Source organism: Clostridium sp. CX1, assembly GCF_025398335.1.
Lineage (GTDB): Bacteria > Bacillota > Clostridia > Clostridiales > Clostridiaceae > Clostridium_AM > Clostridium_AM tanneri.
Genome location: NZ_JAODOO010000012.1, coordinates 25560 through 43458, shown reverse-complemented (window position 1 = coordinate 43458; position 17899 = coordinate 25560). Strand labels below are relative to the sequence as shown.

Sequence of the window (17899 nt, the reverse complement as noted above, 5' to 3'; positions counted from 1 at the left end):
GGAGGGAAAGACTATGAGCAATAATGAATATACAAAAATAAATAAAAAGGATATTGAGTTTTTAGTAAGTATAGTAGGGGAAGATAGAGTTTATGTAGGAGAGAATATAAATGAAGATTTTAGCCATGACGAGTTAGGTGGAGTAAGTAGAATGCCAGAAGTTATGGTAGAGGTATTAAGTACAGAAGAGGTTTCCAGTATAATGACTTATGCCTATGAAAATAGTATTCCTGTGGTTGCTAGAGGGTCAGGAACTGGACTAGTTGGAGCATCTGTTCCTATATACGGTGGAATAATGATTAATTTAACTAAAATGAATAGAATTCTTGAGTTAGATGAAGAAAATCTCACATTAACTTTAGAACCGGGAGTTCTTTTAATGGAGATTGGTAAGTTTGTAGAGGAACATGACTTATTTTATCCACCAGATCCAGGTGAAAAATCAGCAACTATAGGTGGAAACATAAACACAAATGCTGGTGGAATGAGAGCTGTTAAGTATGGAGTTACAAGAGACTATGTAAGAGGGCTAACAGTAGTACTTCCAACAGGAAAGGTAATAGAAGTTGGCGGAAAGGTAGTTAAAAATAGTTCAGGATATAGCATAAAGGATTTAATCTGTGGTTCTGAGGGAACCTTAGGAATAGTTACAAAGGCTGTACTCAGATTACTACCATTGCCAAAGAAATCAATAAGTTTACTTATTCCTTTCCCTAATCTAGATATGGCAATAAATACAGTACCTAAGATTATAAAATCAAAATCAATACCAACAGCAGTAGAGTTTATGCAGAGGGAAGTAATACTTGCAGCAGAAGAGTTTTTAGGCAAGAAGTTCCCAGATAACTCTTCCGATGCATATTTGCTTTTAACTTTTGATGGCAATAGTAAAGAAGATATAGAAAAAGATTATGAAAAGGTTGCTAATATCTGTCTGGAAGAGGGAGCACTAGATGTATATATTACAGATACTGATGAGAGAAAGGAAGCGGTATGGTCAGCTAGAGGTGCTTTCCTTGAAGCGGTAAAGGCCACAACTACAGAAATGGATGAATGTGATGTTGTAGTTCCAAGAAACAGGGTGGCAGAGTTTGTTAAGTATACTGATGAGCTTCAGAAAGAATTTAATGTAAGAATAAGAAGCTTTGGTCATGCCGGTGATGGAAATTTACATGTCTATGTGTTAAGAGACGAATTAGGTCAGCAGCAGTGGGATAAAAAACTTAAAGATGTATTTGAATGTATGTATAAGAAGTCTGTAGAGTTAAATGGACAGGTGTCAGGAGAACACGGTATTGGATATGCTAAGAAATCATATCTATTTGAACAGTATGGTAGTGAATATATGAGTTTAATGAAGGGAATAAAACTAGCTTTTGATCCTAAGAATATTTTAAACCCTGGTAAGGTATGTCAGTAGCCTTCAAAATATAAAATGTAAATTATATTATAAAGCAGGAGTATATAGTTACTCTTGCTTTTTTTATTATGTAGTTATTGTGAATAAAAACAAAAATAAGCGTAAAAATAACTATAGCTTTAAAATAAAAATTCTTCAACAAGGAGGAGATATTTTGACTGTTGGATCAAACGTAAAGCAAACTTTGGTTAACTTGAAGAGTGCTCAAAGTACTTTGAGAATCTATTCTATACAAACACAAGATAGGAAAGCAAAGAATGCCTACAGAGAGGCGTTAAAGATAACTGAAGAAGTCCTTCAGGACTTAGAAAAAAGATTAAAGGCTATACAGCTTCAAGAACCACAGTATAAGGGGAATTAATCGGAGGTAGTCATGAAAACTTGGGTGATTGTGTTATTTAGGTCTATAGGTTTATTTTTTTTGACTCTTATTTTAGTTAAAATTTTAGGAAGAAAAGGTCAGGCTAAAATTACGCCTTTTAGCTTTATTAACTACTCTGTGATTGGTATCTTAGTTTCTTTAGTATCCTTAAATTTAATATCAAACTGGGTATTTGGAGTTATAGCGTTGGCAGTATGGATTTTTATGCCTATAGCATTAGATTATTTAGCTATGAAAAGTAAGTTCATATATGACTTAATAAATGGAAAAGAAGTGGTGGTTATAAAGGAAGGTAAGGTAATGGAGGAAAACCTAAAGTCCTCAAGGTTTACTGGTGAAGACCTTCTAAGGGGATTAAGATCTAAGAATGTATTTAGTTTGGCAGATGTAGAATTTGCGGTAATGGAGTCAACGGGAGACTTAAATGTAATTTTGAAATCAGATAAAAAACCTGTTACTCCAAAGGACTTAGGAATAAAGGTATCTCCTCAAACAGCACCTCAAACAGTTATTTTAGATGGGAACGTAATAAATGAATCTCTAGCTAACCTAGGGTTGAATCAAGGATGGCTAAATGCTCAGTTAGAAAATATGGGAGTAACCTTAGACAACGTGTTTATAGGTCAAGTGAATTCTAGTGGTGAGCTATACGTGGATCTTTTTGATGATGTAATACAACTTCCTCAAACTAATGTTAGGGAGTTATTATATGCAAGCATTGAAAAAAGTGCAGCAGATCTTATGAAGTACGCATTAGAAACAGAAAACCAGAAGGCAAAGGATATGTATATTAATAATGCTAATAGACTAAAAAAAGTAATGGAAAAATTAGAGCCACATTTACTACGTTAGAAGGTGATAAAAATGTCTAATAAAAAAAAGAAGAAGTTAACACCGGCTCAGCAGCAATATCAAAAACTAGCTCAAGAAAAAGAACCACAAAGAGCTGTCTTACGAAATTGCATTAGAGCATTTATAAGTGGGGGAATAATATGTACTATTGGTCAAGCAATACAATACATATTCATAAAATACTTTCATTTTAGTGAAGCTACAGCTGGAAACCCTACTTCAGCAGTTGTAATTATCGCGACAGTTTTACTAACAGGTTTTGGTGTCTTTGACCATATTGCTCAGTGGGCTGGAGCAGGAACAGCTATTCCAGTAACTGGCTTTGCCAATTCAATAGCTTCCACTGCTATTGAACATAAAAGTGAGGGGTATGTACTAGGAGTCGGTGGAAATATGTTTAAATTAGCAGGTTCAGTAATTACTTTTGGAGTTTTTTCAGCTTTTATAGTTGGAATAATTAAAATTACTTTTAAGTGGTTAGGTGGGATGTAAATGATTAAGGGGCATCAATCATGGGTGTTTAATTCTAAGCCTGTTATTATTTCCTCCTCTGCAGTAGGAGGGCCTTTTGAAGCTAAAGGTAATCTGGCGGAAGATTTTGATATTCTTCATGATGATATATGGCTAGGTCAAGATAGTTTTGAAAAATCAGAAAAAAAGTTATTAGAGGAAGCCTGTGAAATAGCGATTAAAAAGGGAAAAGTTAAAAAAGAGGATATAAATTTCATGATAAGTGGAGATTTAATGAATCAAATAATTACTAGTAGTTTTGCTGCAAGAACTTTAGCTATACCTTATCTTGGCATATTTGGTGCCTGTTCTAGTTCTATGGAAGGCTTAGCCTTGGCAGCACAGTTGGTAGATAGCGGAGCAGCACAATATGTTGTATGTGGCACAGCTAGTCACAATGCTGCAGCAGAAAAGCAATTTAGATATCCTACAGAGTATGGCGGACAAAAGCCACCTACTGCTCAGTGGACTGTAACGGGAGCCGGTGCTGCGCTGGTATCTAAGGAAGGAAATGGTCCTAGAATAACCTCTGCAACTATCGGTAAGGTGGTTGACATGGGAATTTCTGATCCCTTTAATATGGGAGCTGCAATGGCACCAGCAGCAGTGGATACTATAGAAGCTCATTTTAGAGACTTGAATATTGATCCTACCTATTATGACTTAATTTCTACTGGTGATTTAGGCAAGATAGGTCATGAAATTGCAGCAGAATTATTAAGAAAAGATGGTTTGAAAATCCCTGAAGATATTTTAACGGATTGCGGTACTTTAATGTATAGAAAGGATCAGCCAGTATTTGCAGGAGCAAGTGGTTGTGCTTGTGCTGCTACAGTAACTTATGGACACTTTTTAAATAGAATGAAAAAAGGAGAATTAAAAAGAATTTTAGTAATCGCAACAGGTGCTTTACTATCACCAATGTCCTATCAACAAAAGGAAAGTATACCAGGTGTTGCTCATGCAGTTTCCATTGAAATATAAAAGTGAGGTGTTTAACCGTTATGGAAAAATTTATTTGGGCATTCATTATAGGTGGAGGAATATGTGTAATTGGTCAGCTTATGATGGATGTGCTGAAACTTACACCGGCTCACACAACTACTACTTTAGTGGTAATAGGAGCTATACTTGGAGGTTTTGGTTTATATGAGCCTCTGGTAAAGTTTGCTGGCGCTGGGGCATCTCTTCCTATAAGCAGTTTTGGAAATGCTTTAGTAAAAGGGGCTCTTATGGAAGGTGAAAAAAATGGAATAGTAGGAGTGTTAACTGGAATTTTTGAAGTAACCAGTGCCGGCATTTCTGCTGCAATAATATTTGGATTTTTAGGAGCCATAATTTTTAAACCAAAGGGTTAATTAGTTAATACCAGTTATAAACTTCTATTTTCAATATATAAGTTTTATCTGGCAAATATATAATTTTTAGGAGGTCATAAAAATGACAGTAGGAACACAAATGCAACAGGCAATAGCAGGAATTCAAAGTGCTGCAGCTACAATGAAAACTTTTGCTCTACAAACTGAGGATAAACAGGCAAAGCAGGATTTTCAGAATATAGCTAAAACACTTGATGATGCACTGAACACTTTACAGGGAAGACAACAATACATTGAGCAGCAAGAGCCACAGTATAAACAACAGTAATTTTTAATTACATAAGGACTAATTTGCTTTGTTCTTATAAACTTTGAAAGAAAATGGTTTTTACTAGGAGAAAACTGAAGGTACCTGCTTTCAGCTTTTCTCCTATGATAAACTACAATTTACGCACACGCGTAAAAACTTTTAAAAATTGAGGTGATTTTCTTTGCATGAAAGCCTTATAGTTTTAGTAAGAGGAATAATTGGTTTTTTTACATTACTTATTTTTGCCCGTGTACTAGGCAAGCAGCAGGTCAGTCAACTTACCTTTTTTGACTATGTACTCGGTATCACCATAGGTTCTACTGCATCCTCCTTAACTACAGATTTGACTTCTACTGCTTGGGCACATTGGGTAGGATTATTTACATGGACAGCAATTTGTTATTGCATTCAATGGATATCGTTAAAATCTAAAAAGGCATCAGTGTATCTTGATGATAAACCTACAATTGTAATGGCAAATGGCCAGATATTAGAAGAAACTATGAAAAACAAAAGATACAGATTATCTGACCTATTGGAACAGCTTAGAGAAAAGGGAGTATTTGATTTAGGAGAAGTAGATTTTGCCATATTAGAGAAAGATGGACAGTTATCAGTACTGAAAAAGGTTGAATACCAACCGGTTACACCAAAGGATATGAAACTTCCAACTAATGATGTAAGCGGTATGAGTATTCAACTAATATATGATGGTATAATAATTGAAGAAAATTTAAAATCAATAAAAAAGGATAAGCAGTGGTTAAAAAATGAGCTGAAGAAAAATGGAGTGAAGAGTCCTTCAGAAGTCTTTGCAGCTAGCATAGATACTGGAGGTCAATTATACATAGACAGATATAAGGATAATCGTAAGCCAAACTAATGTAGTCAGATATGAGCAGCTATAACCTCATATTTTTAAAGCAAGTTTTTAATAGACAGAGTTTAAGGGGAGTTGAGATTATGAAAAAGTTGTTATATTATGGAATTCCTATTACTGTGATACTAGTATTTATTTTAGTTATGAAAAGCGGCAATTATCTAAAGCAGCCAAGAAGTACAAAAGATGATGTAGTAATGTATATAAAAGAAGTAACAGATGATATTAGAGTAGATAACTGGAGCAAAGCAGAAGAGGATACAAAAAAGTTATCAGAGGCTTGGAAAATGGTTATGCCAAGAATTCAATTTAGCGTAGAGAGAGATGAAATGTCTAATATCAGTATAAACATTGCAAGGCTTAAGGGGATAGTTATGGGCAGAGATAAATCCGCAGCTTTTACAGAGTTAAGCGAACTTTATGAAAATTGGGCAGAGCTTACTAGATAGTATACAGTCTCCATATTAGTACATATAGAAATTAGCTAATAGTTATGATAAAATAGCTATGATAGATTTAAAAGAGGAAAACCTAGAAATCATGTAGCTAATGGTAGCTAATTGGTAATAATAAATAGTGAGGAGGTTTAGTCTAAAATCCTGAGGTTTTAGATGAAAGAATATGGCAGTTAGAGAAATATTACAATTTGGAGATAAAACGCTTACTAAGGTAAGTAAAAAAGTTGCAAAAATAGATGAGGAAATATTAAGTCTTGTGCAGGACTTAAAGGATACCTTATATGCATCTTATGGTATTGGACTAGCAGCACCTCAAATAGGTGTATTAAAAAGAGTTATAATAATTGATTTAAGAGACGACTCAGGAGCTATTATACTTGTGAATCCTAAAATAGTTAAGAAAATAGGAAAAGAAGAAGATATAGAAGGCTGCTTAAGCTATCCAGGGTATGAAGGGTCAGTTGTAAGACCTAGAAAGGTCATAGTAACCGGTCAGGAATTAGATGGACAGGAAGTTGAGTATACAGCATCAGGACTCTTAGCAAAGGCTTTTTGTCATGAAATAGACCATTTAGATGGAGTTTTATATACTGATAGAGCAACAAAAATGTACAAGCTTGAAGAAGAATAGCAGCATAATGGGTAACAGAAGTTTGAGTGCACTTAATACAGGTGTGTTTGGTAGAGTTATACTGTTTGAAAGCCCTCATCTCGGGAAGAAGGTCTAATGCTGGCTCAACTTTGAAAATGAACTCAAACTCAATGCTTTCTGCGAAAGCTGAGTTTGAGTTAACATTTTCAAAATCGCCAACATAAGACCTTCTAGCCCTTATTCGAAGCTTTCTGCACACTACACCTCCACCTACACACCTGTTTTTACTGCACTCAAAATTTTTGTTATGTGAATAATACAGCCAATAAAAATATGCGTTAGCATAATTAGAACTCTTTGTAAGTGTTATACCATAAGGGCTCATCGCCCTATATTATAGATCTATTTTTACATTATTGTAACAAAATAAGAAAGCTTAGAAAAATAAGAAAGCTTAGAATAAGAATTAAAACTTTGTAGCCTGTGTGTGGGTAGATATGTAGTGCGACAGTTGGCTTCGAACAAGACTACAGCCTCTTATTGTTGGCGAGTTTAAAAAGGATTCAAATTTTTCAGCTCTCGGAGAGACGCATTGAAAAATTTGACCTTTTTAAAAGTCGAGCCAGCATTAGAGGCTGTTGTTGATGTGAGGGCTAACATAGCACTACATATCTGCCTACAAACACAGGCCACCAAGTCTAATTTCTAAGCCCATTTTTGTGTACCATCAAACTTATTAAATATACTTAACAGAAATGCCTTTAGAACCAAATATACTTCCTATGAAAGGAAGTTTCATTTTTTGATAAATTAATATGTCTTCCTCTAATTGCAAGTATTTTTCAATGAATACCTTCACTCCCTTGTATTCAAAAGATTTATAATTACTACTTTCTTTAAAATCTACTAAAAATTCAATAGATAAATCCTTAATAGGAACATCACAGCAACCGCCAGAAGCAGAGATAGTTTTAACTATAAAACTTCCATTTCGCTCTTGTGCATATTCAAGAGCCTTCTTGTCTATAGTCAACATAAAAAGGACCCTCCCATCTTTTAAATTAACAAAATACTAAATTAATAATTTTTATGTAGTAAATTTTAATCTAACTACTTAAGTTTTTTCTGATTTTATTATATCATAAACTCATGGTAATAAATTCTACTTTATTTTATATGAAAATTAAGAAGGAGTAGTTGTTAATGATGGACTATTTGAGGCTTAAGATAACAGCGAAGGATCGGGTAGGTATGGTACTTGATATTTTGAAAAGGCTTTACAAAAATGATATAAGTATACATTCGCTAGAAGTTTTCCCAGGTAAAGTATATATTAAAGTTGAAAGTTTAAAAAGGGAAAAAAGACTAAGACTAATGGAGGATATAACTTCTCTAGGAGAGGTATTTAAGGCTGAAAGTGTAGAACTTCTTCCCTATGAAAGGAATGAGAGAAGGCTTCTTGCAATGATAGATGCTGTCCAAGACGGTATTATGGCAATAAATCACAATGAGGAAATTGAAATTTTTAACAGGTATTGTGAAAACATATTCCAGGTAAATAAAGAAAATGTTCTTGGAAGAAATGTTGGTGACTTCTTAGGATTTGAAGCACCTATGATTAAACTTCTAAAGACTGGCGAAAACTATGATAATGTAGAAGTGCATATAAAAAACAGAAATAATAATATTCATTATATTACCACAGGACGTCCTATAAAAGATGATAAGGGAAAGACAATAGGTGCCGTTGCCTCTCTTAAGGATATTGATGAGGCAATAGAGTTATCAAATGTTATTACAGCCAAGGAAGAAATAGCTTTCAAGGATATCATTGGAAATAGCTCCTCTATTTTAAAAGTAAAAAGAATATGCTCAGCTGTAGCTAGAAGTAATTCTACTATATTGCTTCGAGGCGAAAGTGGTACAGGCAAAGAGCTTTTCGCTAAAGCTATTCATAATTTGAGTTCCAGGATTGATAAAAATTTTGTTGCTATAAATTGTGCTGCCCTTCCTGATAACCTTATAGAGAGTGAACTTTTCGGATATACGAAAGGAAGTTTTACTGGTGCAAAGGAAGATGGAAAAGATGGTCTTTTTAAAATAGCAGATAAGGGAACTATATTTCTAGATGAGATAGGGGAGCTCTCTCTTTCCCTTCAGGCAAAACTTTTAAGAGTGCTTCAAGAAGGAACCATAAGAAAGATAGGGAGCGCCTTAGAAGAAAAAGTAAACGTAAGAGTAATTGCTGCTACAAACAGAAATTTGGAATCTATGATTAAGGATGGAACTTTCAGGGAGGACTTATACTATAGGCTTAATGTAATACCTATATATATTCCTCCTCTCAGAGACAGAATTGAAGATATTCCGATGTTAGTTACTTTTTTTATAAATAAATTAAATAAACAATTAGATAAAAACATAAAGGGTGCTGAAACTGAATTCATTGAGAATCTAGTAAAATATAAATGGCCTGGAAACGTGCGAGAATTAAGGAATGTTGTAGAGAGAGCTATGAATTTATGTTATAGCAGTTTACTTAATGAGGATAACTTAATTTTAGATTTCGTAAGAGATATAGAATACATAAGAGAAGAAAGAAAGAATGATTTTAGCCTTACTCTTAAGGAGGTTGTAGAAGCTGCTGAAAAGAAAGCGCTACTAACAGCAATAGAAAAGTCTTCTAGCTTTAGGAAGGCTGCGAAGGCTTTAGGTATATCTCATACAACTATAATGAATAAAATAAAAAAATATAATATAGAGTGTAAAGAATAATTTACAGTTGTAAGAAAAAGTTGCCATATTTTAATGTTTAGTGGCAACTTTTTTTTGCATATTAGCACAAACATTAGATTAAACAATTGGCATAGATATTGCTTTATATATAATTGAAAATACATTGTTTTAAAATTAAGGGGGATAAATAATATGGAAAATATAAAAAATTTAGGTTTTAATTCAAGAGCAATACATGGCGGACATGTTGGAGATAAGCAATTTGGTTCTTTAGCTACTCCTATATATCAAACATCAACTTTCATATTCGATTCAGCTGAACAAGGTGGTAAGAGATTTGCTGGAGAGGAAAGTGGATACATATACACAAGATTAGGAAATCCAACTTGTACTGAGGTTGAAGAAAAATTAGCCTTACTTGAAGGTGGAGAAGCTGCAATATCAGCAGCATCAGGTATGGGAGCAATTGCGTCAGCTCTTTGGACTGCACTGAAAGCTGGAGATCATGTAGTTGCATCTGATACTTTATATGGTTGTACATTTGCACTTTTAAATCACGGACTTACAAGATTTGGTGTTGATGTAACTTTTGTAAATGCATCAAATCTTGAAGAAGTGAAGAAAGCTTTAAAACCAAACACAAAGGTAGTTTATCTTGAAACTCCAGCCAACCCTACATTAAAGGTTAACGATATTAGAAAAATATCTGATATGGCTCATGAAAACAATAAAGAATGTCTTGTATTTGTTGACAATACCTTCTGTACTCCATATATTCAAAGACCATTAGAATTAGGAGCTGACGTTGTAGTTCATTCTGCAACTAAGTATTTAAATGGACACGGAGATGTAATAGCGGGCTTTGCAGTTGGTAAGCAGGAATTTATAAACCAAGTTAGATTCTTTGGCTTAAAAGATATGACTGGTGCTGTACTTAGTCCATTTGATGCATTTCTTATAATAAGAGGTATGAAAACATTACCTATAAGAATGGAAAGACACTGTAAAAATGCTATGGAAGTTGCAAAATTCTTAGAATCTCACCCAGCTGTTGCCAAGGTATACTACCCTGGACTTGAAAGCTTTGAAGATTATGAACTAGCAAAAGAACAAATGAGCCTTCCAGGAGCTATGATTTCCTTTGAATTAAAAGGTGGCGTTGAAGAAGGAATAACTGTAATGAACAATGTTAAACTTGCAATTCTTGCAGTAAGTTTAGGTGATGCAGAAACACTTATTCAACATCCAGCTTCTATGACTCACTCTCCTTACACAGCAGAAGAAAGACATGCTGCAGGTATAAGCGATGGTTTAGTTAGACTATCTGTTGGACTTGAAGATGTTGAAGATATAATAGCAGATTTAAAACAAGCTCTTGATTTAATAGTAAAATAGATAATACAATAAAGTAAGTGTATATACCTAAACAGAAGGGGATTGGCCTTTCTGTTTAGGTTTTTTTATTAGAGAGTAATGCTAGTACTAAGATAGATATTCAGGCAAAAGCTTTTAGCTAACAATTGACTATTTACATTGGGAGGCAAGTAATATATACTAGTGTATATACATGAGTATATATTAGGAGGGATATTAAAATGAAAAATATAAAAAAACTTACTTATTCAGGTCTTTTAACAGCACTAGCAATTATAATTCCTTTAGCTTTTGGATTTTTAAAGGTACAAGCAGGCCCCTTTAGTGCCACATTAGCTTCCCATGTTCCAATGTTTGTAGCAATGTTATTAGGGCCTTTTGCAGCAGTAATGGTTGGAGTTGGTTCTGCTTTAGGTTTCTTAATTTCAGCACCGGCGGTAATTGCAGCAAGAGCATTTATGCATACCTTTGTTGGACTAGTAGGAGCCCTTCTTTTAAAGAAAGGAGTTTCCTTTAGTAAAGTTGTAGCAATAACTGCTCCCGTTCATGCAATACTTGAAGCTATAGCTGTAATACCTTTTGGATTTACAATGTACAAGGTCCTAGTGGTTGTAGGAGTAGGAACTTTCCTACATCATATGGTAGACGGTGTTATTGCCTTTGCATTAATCAAATCCTTGTCTAAAAGCTTAAAGTTAGATTTGAGAAAGGTAACAACTTAAATAGGATTATATAAAGATATGATGACTGAATTTGGGGTTGTCATATCTTTTTTATATTGAAACACAACTAAACTCATTCTGCCAGTATTGACATATTTTTATATTAAATATAAAATAAAGTTTTGTATATATCACTGGAGGTGAGTGTTTTGGCTTTAGATTCCGAGCAAATGAAATTAGAAAGAGAAAACCTAAGAAACACTAAAAGTTGGATTGAAGATGAAATTTTAAAAAATGAAGAAGAAGATAGAGAACTGAAGAGTAGAATAGATGATCTTAGAAAACAAACTAAGGGTAAATACAATGAAGAGTTAGAAACTAAAGAAAAACTTTATCAAATTACTCATAAAAACTTAGAAAAATATATGGAAGCTAAGGAACAACCTTATTTTGGAAGAATAGATTTTAGGGAGTATAGAAGGGATAAGGAAAGTTTTTATATAGGAAAATTTGGATTAGGTGATATGGCAACTGGAGATGAAAAGGTCATCGATTGGAGATCTCCCCTTGCTGACCTATATTATAGTGGGACCTATGGAGATTCCTTTTACAGAGCACCTATTGGCGTGATAAGCGGAGATTTAAGCCTAAAAAGAAAGTTTCTAGTAAGAAATGGTGAGCTTGTAGATGCCTTTGATGAAGGCATAAATGAAATAATATTAAAGTCTGGAAATGAAGAAGGGAATGCTTTAATAGATGAGTATTTAAGGATAAACCTTGAAGAAAGCGTAAGTAGTAAATTAAAGGATGTAGTAGCTACTATTCAAAAGGAGCAAAATGATGTTATAAGAGCAGAAAAAAATACAGCACTTATAGTTCAGGGATCAGCAGGCTCAGGAAAAACTACAGTAGCGTTGCATAGATTGGCGTACTTACTATACAAATATAAGGAGAAACTAGATGGTAAAGACATACTGGTAATAGCTCCAAACAAGTTGTTTTTAGATTATATATCTGATGTTTTACCAGACCTTGGAGTTGGTAATGTAAAGCAAAATACTTTTGAAGATATGGCCTTTGAAGTATTGGGGATTAAAGGCAAGGTGTTAACCAAGGATAAGAAACTTTCAGCTATTCTAGAAGAAAAGTATGAGGAGAACTTAGAGATAATTACTGAAAGCAGTAATTTAAGAGGAACTATTGACTATAAAAATCTAATAGATAAATATATTCAGATCATTGAAATTAAGGACTTAGAGGTAGAAGATATTAAAGTAAAGAACTATACTCTTTTTGAAGCTGAAGAGATTAAAAGACTATATGGAAAAGATATGGCTCATCTATCTTTAAACAATAGAAAAGATGAAATAAAAAGATACTTCACCTTGAAAATAAATGAAAAGATAAATAATATTCTTGAGAGAATAGATTTTTCCTTTGAGTACCAAATCTCACGAACAAAAAGAACTATGGAAGATGGCGTTGAAAGAAGAAAAAAACTTACAGAGTTATATAATGATAGGGATGTCAAAAAGAAAGAACTTAAAATGGAAGCGAAAAGGAGTTTTGAAGAATATTTTACTAAGTGGAAACAGGTGGATACACAAAAGCTCTATATAAATTTTCTAAGTAATGAAGAGATTTTAAAAGAAACCGTAATTTCTAAAGACGTAAAGAAAATAGTTGATCATATTAGAACAGAGTTTATTGATAACTTTGGAAAAGGAATAATTGATAGTGATGATCTACCTTCTATGATGTATTTAAAGTTTAAAATAGAGGGAGTACCGGATAAACATAAGTATAAGCATATAGTAATTGATGAAGCTCAAGACTATAGTCCTTTTCAAATAGCAGTTATAGCAGAAATGGTATCAAATTATTCTCTAACAATAGTTGGGGATATAGGACAGGGGATTTACTATTATAGAGGAATACAGGACTGGGAAAAGCTCATAGATAAAGTGTTTAAGGATAAAGGCACCTATGTACAGTTAACTCAAAGCTATCGTTCTACAGTAGAAATAATAGACTTTGCTAATAAAGTTTTAGCATTACAGGAAAATAAATTAAAACCTGCTACCCCTGTTTTAAGGCATGGAAAAGCACCAGAGGTATTGGAGTTTAACACAAATAAAGAATTTGCTGCCAGGGTAGATAAGATAGTTGAAGAAGTGGAGAAGATAAATAAGAAAAGTGTAGCAATCATAGGAAGAACCTATGAAGAATGCAAGAAAATTAAAGAGTATATGAAAAAATATAGTAATCATAAGTGGGACGTTATAAAAGATACGGATAAAAACTTAAAATTGGAGAAAATAATAATACCATCCTATATGACAAAGGGTTTGGAATTTGATTGCAGTATAATATACAACTGCAATGAGTCCAGTTATTCAGATAACGAACTAGATAAGAAGATATTATATGTAGCGCTTACAAGGGCTTTACATTTAGAATATATTTTCTACAGTGGAGAGAAATCAAAGCTAATTAGTGATTAATGACCACCCTTTACCTTAGATGTGATTTTTATGGTGAAGGGTAATAAAATTCTAGCAATCAATAATAAAATTTTTTAAAAAATAATAATTATTAGTAGTTGAAAAAAATAAGTTTTATGTTAAAATAAATACATAAGGAAAATGTATACAGTTATATTTAGTGTATGTATCAGGAGGGGTAAAATAAATGAGTAGTGTAAAATTAAAGGATAACATCCACTGGATCGGAGTGGAGGATCCAGATCTTAGAGTCTTTGATATAATAATGGAGACAAAAGAAGGAACAACTTATAATTCTTATTTAATAGATGATGAAAAAATAGCTATAGTTGATATTGTTAAGGAAGGATTTTTTGACACCTATATATCAAATATAAGAGAAGTCATTGGAGACAGAAAAGTTGATTATATTATTGTACAGCATACAGAGTTAGATCACAGCGGGTCAATAGTGAAGCTTATAGAAACTTATCCAGAGGCAACAGTTATTGGTTCAAGAGCTGCTATTATATATCTTAAGGATATAGTTAATAAAGAATTTAAGAGTATGGAGGCACCAAAGGAATTAAGTCTTGGAAATACTACCTTAAAATTTATTATAGCTCCAAATCTTCATTGGCCAGATACAATGTTTACCTATGCCGTAGAGAAGGAAGTAATATTTACTTGTGATTTCTTAGGATGTCACTACTGTCCAAAGGATGGAAACATTAAAAATAATAATGTAGATTACTATGAAGAAATGAAATATTATTTTGATGTAATTATGGGACCTTTTAAGAAATTTGTATTAGCTGGATTAGATAAAATAAAGGATTTAAAATTTGATATAGTATGTACTAGTCACGGACCAGTGCACATAGATGATATAGAAAAATATATTAGTTTATATAGAGAATGGGCTACTGTGGCAGCACCAGAAGAAAAAAATGTTCAAATATTCTATGTTTCTGCTTATGGAAATACAGAAAAAGTTGGTAAATACATGGCTGAAAAAATAAATTCAAGAGGAATAAAAGCAGAGGCTCATGAAATTACTTCAATGGATATGAATGATATAATAGCTCTAGTTGAAAAATCAACAGGAATATTAGTTGGTTCTCCAACAATAAATCAAGACGCTGTTAAGCCAGTATGGGATATGCTATCTTTAGTTTGTGCAATTACCAACAGAGGTAAAGCTGCAGGCGCTTTTGGTTCCTATGGTTGGAGCGGTGAAGGTGTTCAAATGCTTACTGATAGATTAAAATCTCTAAAATTTAAAGTAGTTGAAGAAGGTCTTAAATTTAAATTTGTACCTAATGAGGATGAATTAAAAAGAGCAGATGAATTTGTAGATAAGTTTATAGAGTTAATGTAAAAAATATGCAGATAGGTTATCTTTTAGCCTATCTGCATATTTTTATATAGTTTCTTTTAAATGTCCAAATACATATGAAATTAAATCGATATATAAGTCTGCAGTTTTATCATCAATATCTAATTCAGGATTAAGTTCAACAATATCCATAGATTTTACTAATTGTGTATCTATTAAATACTTTAATACATATTTTACTTGAATTACGTTCATTCCTTCTGCTACAGGAGTTCCAGTACCTGGAACGAATTCAGGATCTACAGAATCTATATCAAAACTTAAATGAACTGCTTTTATTCCTTTATCTTGGAGCTTGCAGTGAATTGTTTCCATAATTCTTTCAACGCCCATAGTTTGAACATCTTCAGTAGAGAAAACAGTCATATTATACTGTTTTATCATCTCTTTTTCACCTTCGTCTAGGTCTCTGGCACCTACAATAAATACATTTTCAGGCTTGACCTTTCCACCTATGTGATATAAATCTACTAATTCATCATATCCAATACCCATTGCAGCGGCTAGAGGCATTCCGTGAACATTTCCTGATGGTGTAGTTTCAGGAGTATTAATGTCCCCATGTGCATCTATCCAAATAACAGCTAAATCTTCATCTTTAAAATATTTACTAGCACCGGAGATGCTGCCAAGTCCTATGGAATGATCTCCACCCATGATAAGTGGAAAACTGCCAGCACAAAGAGAACTATAAACTTGATGGGCTAAATTTCTGTTAACCTCTGCTATTGGCTTTAAATATTTCATCTTAGGATGGAATTCATATTTTCTATCCTCTGGTATATTATCTACGTAAATATCTCCACAGTCATAAACAGTATGGTTATTTCTGCGTAGAACTTCTACTATATTTTTTTCCCTCAGCTTTTTTGGTCCTAATTCGGCACCTTTCTTATCTGAACCAAAAAATATTGGTACACCAATTAAACTAATATCCATAGTAATACCTCCATTTATAAACAATTTTATTTCTGTAAAAGTTAACTTTTAAGTAACTCATAAATTTAATCCAGCATGTACAAATTAATCGCTTTTTGGTATTAAAATTACTAAGTAATTCTTGGCAGTGAATGGATAAAATTTATGGTACGATACTAGATTATATACTATTCAGAAAAAATAAAAAGAGGTTTTAAGGAAGATGAACTATTCTGAATATTTGAAAAAGTTATCAATATACATTATTCGGTAAAATATACGAAGTTTATTAATTTTATATTTGAATATAGTAAATATAAAATTGATTTTGTTATTAGAGTCTTATTTTAAATTTCCCCTTTTTAATAAATTTTATAGAGCAAAACATTGATTTTTAAACACCAATCCATGAATATAATAACATAAGGTGAAAATAATATGTTATTGGAAATATTCTGTAGAAAATTATAAAAAGTGATAAACAGGATTAATTATACATGAAATTTTTTTGCACTATAGTATATAATATAAAATATTAGTAAAAATGACTCATATATGATAAAATCAATACATTAAATATTAGGTTAAAAAAACTATATAAAGCATTAATTAGTAACAAACTAATAAGAATGACTTTTAGTAAGGAGATGTTTTTATGGATAAGGAAAAGATAATTAGATTTTTGTTAGATAACGGCTTGGAAGATGTAGAGGAATTAAGCTATGAAGATTTAGTGGTGCTAAGATTTTATTTTGATTTTGATGATAGTGAGCTAAATGCAGCTAGAGCTTATGCTAATGATGAAAGTGAGGAAGAAGAGGAAAGTGACCCTTGGTATAATGAATACTATTTAACATATTTAAGCGAATTAGCAGTAGATAGCGTAGGAGAAATTGTTGAGGATCTAATGGATGAATTAAATATTGAAGCTCAATATACCTCTTACGAAATTGACAAGGAAAATTGCGACTACAGTGAGTTTGTAGCTGTATTCTATGAAAAAGGCAAGGCTGTCGATTTAGATGAGATATTAGAGAAAATAGAAGCTTAATTTCTAGAGAATACTTGAATAAAAAGTATAAAAATAAGAACTTACAAAACCACAGTTTAAATAACCTGTGGTTTTTTTAACGAACAAATGTAAAAGTACAGTATGTTCGAATTTACATTACTGTACTTTTACAAAATCTCTATGTTTTTGATATTCAACGATAAGCTTGTCTAATTTTTGACTATAATTAACTACATTTTCATTTGTAAGGCTATTACTATCTAACAAACGATAAAGAAGCTCCTTTAAATTATCTATTTCTTTATCTAAAATTTTTATATCCATATTATTACCTCATTTATACACTTTATTTTGACACTATTTTATTCTAGCAGATTATTGAGAATTTATCATATATTTTACTAGTCAATAAAGTACAGTTTGTTACAAAAACTTACCTAATATCTGTAGATAAACTGTGAATTAATATGTGGAGAAAATGTGGAAAAATAGAAAAATGTGTCTTGAAATATTGATATAAGACTAAATGGATAAAAATTAAAGAAAAAAATAATGTCTAAAAGTTTTTTTTGTTACTTTATATTGCAAGCAA

General features: G+C 32.4%; 19 protein-coding genes. 16 read left to right on the top strand and 3 right to left on the bottom strand.

Annotation, left to right across the window (positions count from 1 at the left end; translation table 11 throughout):
- Positions 1–13: 13 nt before the first annotated feature.
- From N4T77_RS13755 to def, 10 genes are all read left to right on the top strand, one after another.
- Positions 14–1420, top strand: coding sequence for an FAD-binding oxidoreductase (locus N4T77_RS13755; protein ID WP_261672382.1), 1407 nt, complete (start codon positions 14–16; stop codon positions 1418–1420).
- A gap of 154 nt (positions 1421–1574) precedes the next feature.
- Positions 1575–1781, top strand: a complete 207-nt coding sequence (locus tag N4T77_RS13750) for a DUF1657 domain-containing protein (protein WP_261672381.1) — start codon at positions 1575–1577, stop codon at positions 1779–1781.
- Between the two features lie 12 nt (positions 1782–1793).
- Positions 1794–2654: a DUF421 domain-containing protein gene (locus tag N4T77_RS13745; protein WP_261672380.1), complete on the top strand. Its 861-nt coding sequence runs from the start codon at positions 1794–1796 to the stop codon at positions 2652–2654.
- 12 nt (positions 2655–2666) lie between these two features.
- On the top strand, positions 2667–3146 hold the full coding sequence (spoVAC, locus tag N4T77_RS13740; protein ID WP_261672379.1) for a stage V sporulation protein AC: 480 nt from the start codon (positions 2667–2669) through the stop codon (positions 3144–3146).
- Positions 3147–4148 carry a stage V sporulation protein AD gene (gene spoVAD, locus N4T77_RS13735; RefSeq protein ID WP_261672378.1) on the top strand — a complete coding sequence of 334 codons (1002 nt, stop codon included), beginning with the start codon at positions 3147–3149 and terminating at the stop codon, positions 4146–4148.
- Positions 4149–4168: 20 nt separating this feature from the next.
- Positions 4169–4522, top strand: a complete 354-nt coding sequence (spoVAE, locus tag N4T77_RS13730; protein ID WP_261672377.1) for a stage V sporulation protein AE — start codon at positions 4169–4171, stop codon at positions 4520–4522.
- An 82-nt stretch (positions 4523–4604) separates the two neighbouring features.
- A complete protein-coding gene (locus tag N4T77_RS13725) occupies positions 4605–4811 on the top strand; it encodes a DUF1657 domain-containing protein (RefSeq protein WP_261672376.1) in 207 nt (68 codons plus the stop codon).
- Between the two features lie 163 nt (positions 4812–4974).
- Positions 4975–5676 (top strand): DUF421 domain-containing protein, encoded by a 702-nt coding sequence (locus tag N4T77_RS13720; protein WP_261672375.1) that lies wholly within the window; start codon positions 4975–4977, stop codon positions 5674–5676.
- An 80-nt stretch (positions 5677–5756) separates the two neighbouring features.
- Complete coding sequence (locus N4T77_RS13715; protein ID WP_261672374.1) at positions 5757–6122, top strand: DUF4363 family protein; 366 nt, start codon at positions 5757–5759, stop codon at positions 6120–6122.
- A 172-nt stretch (positions 6123–6294) separates the two neighbouring features.
- Entirely contained in the window at positions 6295–6762 is a 468-nt protein-coding gene (gene def, locus N4T77_RS13710; protein WP_261672373.1) for a peptide deformylase, read from the top strand.
- Positions 6763–7459: 697 nt separating this feature from the next.
- Here def and N4T77_RS13705 read toward each other — a convergent pair.
- Entirely contained in the window at positions 7460–7759 is a 300-nt protein-coding gene (locus N4T77_RS13705; RefSeq protein WP_261672372.1) for a hypothetical protein, read from the bottom strand.
- 167 nt (positions 7760–7926) lie between these two features.
- On the opposite strand from N4T77_RS13705, the gene N4T77_RS13700 reads away from it, so the two are divergent.
- From N4T77_RS13700 to N4T77_RS13680, 5 genes are all read left to right on the top strand, one after another.
- Positions 7927–9498: a sigma 54-interacting transcriptional regulator gene (locus N4T77_RS13700; RefSeq protein WP_261672371.1), complete on the top strand. Its 1572-nt coding sequence runs from the start codon at positions 7927–7929 to the stop codon at positions 9496–9498.
- A gap of 153 nt (positions 9499–9651) precedes the next feature.
- On the top strand, positions 9652–10854 hold the full coding sequence (gene megL, locus N4T77_RS13695; RefSeq protein WP_261672370.1) for a methionine gamma-lyase: 1203 nt from the start codon (positions 9652–9654) through the stop codon (positions 10852–10854).
- Between the two features lie 200 nt (positions 10855–11054).
- Positions 11055–11555 carry an ECF transporter S component gene (locus N4T77_RS13690; protein WP_261672369.1) on the top strand — a complete coding sequence of 167 codons (501 nt, stop codon included), beginning with the start codon at positions 11055–11057 and terminating at the stop codon, positions 11553–11555.
- Positions 11556–11704: 149 nt separating this feature from the next.
- Positions 11705–13999 carry an RNA polymerase recycling motor HelD gene (gene helD, locus N4T77_RS13685; RefSeq protein ID WP_261672368.1) on the top strand — a complete coding sequence of 765 codons (2295 nt, stop codon included), beginning with the start codon at positions 11705–11707 and terminating at the stop codon, positions 13997–13999.
- Between the two features lie 187 nt (positions 14000–14186).
- A complete protein-coding gene (locus N4T77_RS13680; protein WP_261672367.1) occupies positions 14187–15359 on the top strand; it encodes an FprA family A-type flavoprotein in 1173 nt (390 codons plus the stop codon).
- 42 nt (positions 15360–15401) lie between these two features.
- Here the strand turns inward: N4T77_RS13680 and rocF are convergent, their stop codons facing one another.
- A complete protein-coding gene (gene rocF, locus N4T77_RS13675) occupies positions 15402–16316 on the bottom strand; it encodes an arginase (RefSeq protein ID WP_261672366.1) in 915 nt (304 codons plus the stop codon).
- A gap of 634 nt (positions 16317–16950) precedes the next feature.
- On the opposite strand from rocF, the gene N4T77_RS13670 reads away from it, so the two are divergent.
- Complete coding sequence (locus tag N4T77_RS13670; protein WP_261672365.1) at positions 16951–17346, top strand: hypothetical protein; 396 nt, start codon at positions 16951–16953, stop codon at positions 17344–17346.
- Positions 17347–17463: 117 nt separating this feature from the next.
- Here the strand turns inward: N4T77_RS13670 and N4T77_RS13665 are convergent, their stop codons facing one another.
- Positions 17464–17631 (bottom strand): aspartyl-phosphate phosphatase Spo0E family protein, encoded by a 168-nt coding sequence (locus N4T77_RS13665; RefSeq protein ID WP_261672364.1) that lies wholly within the window; start codon positions 17629–17631, stop codon positions 17464–17466.
- Between the last annotated feature and the right edge of the window lie 268 nt (positions 17632–17899).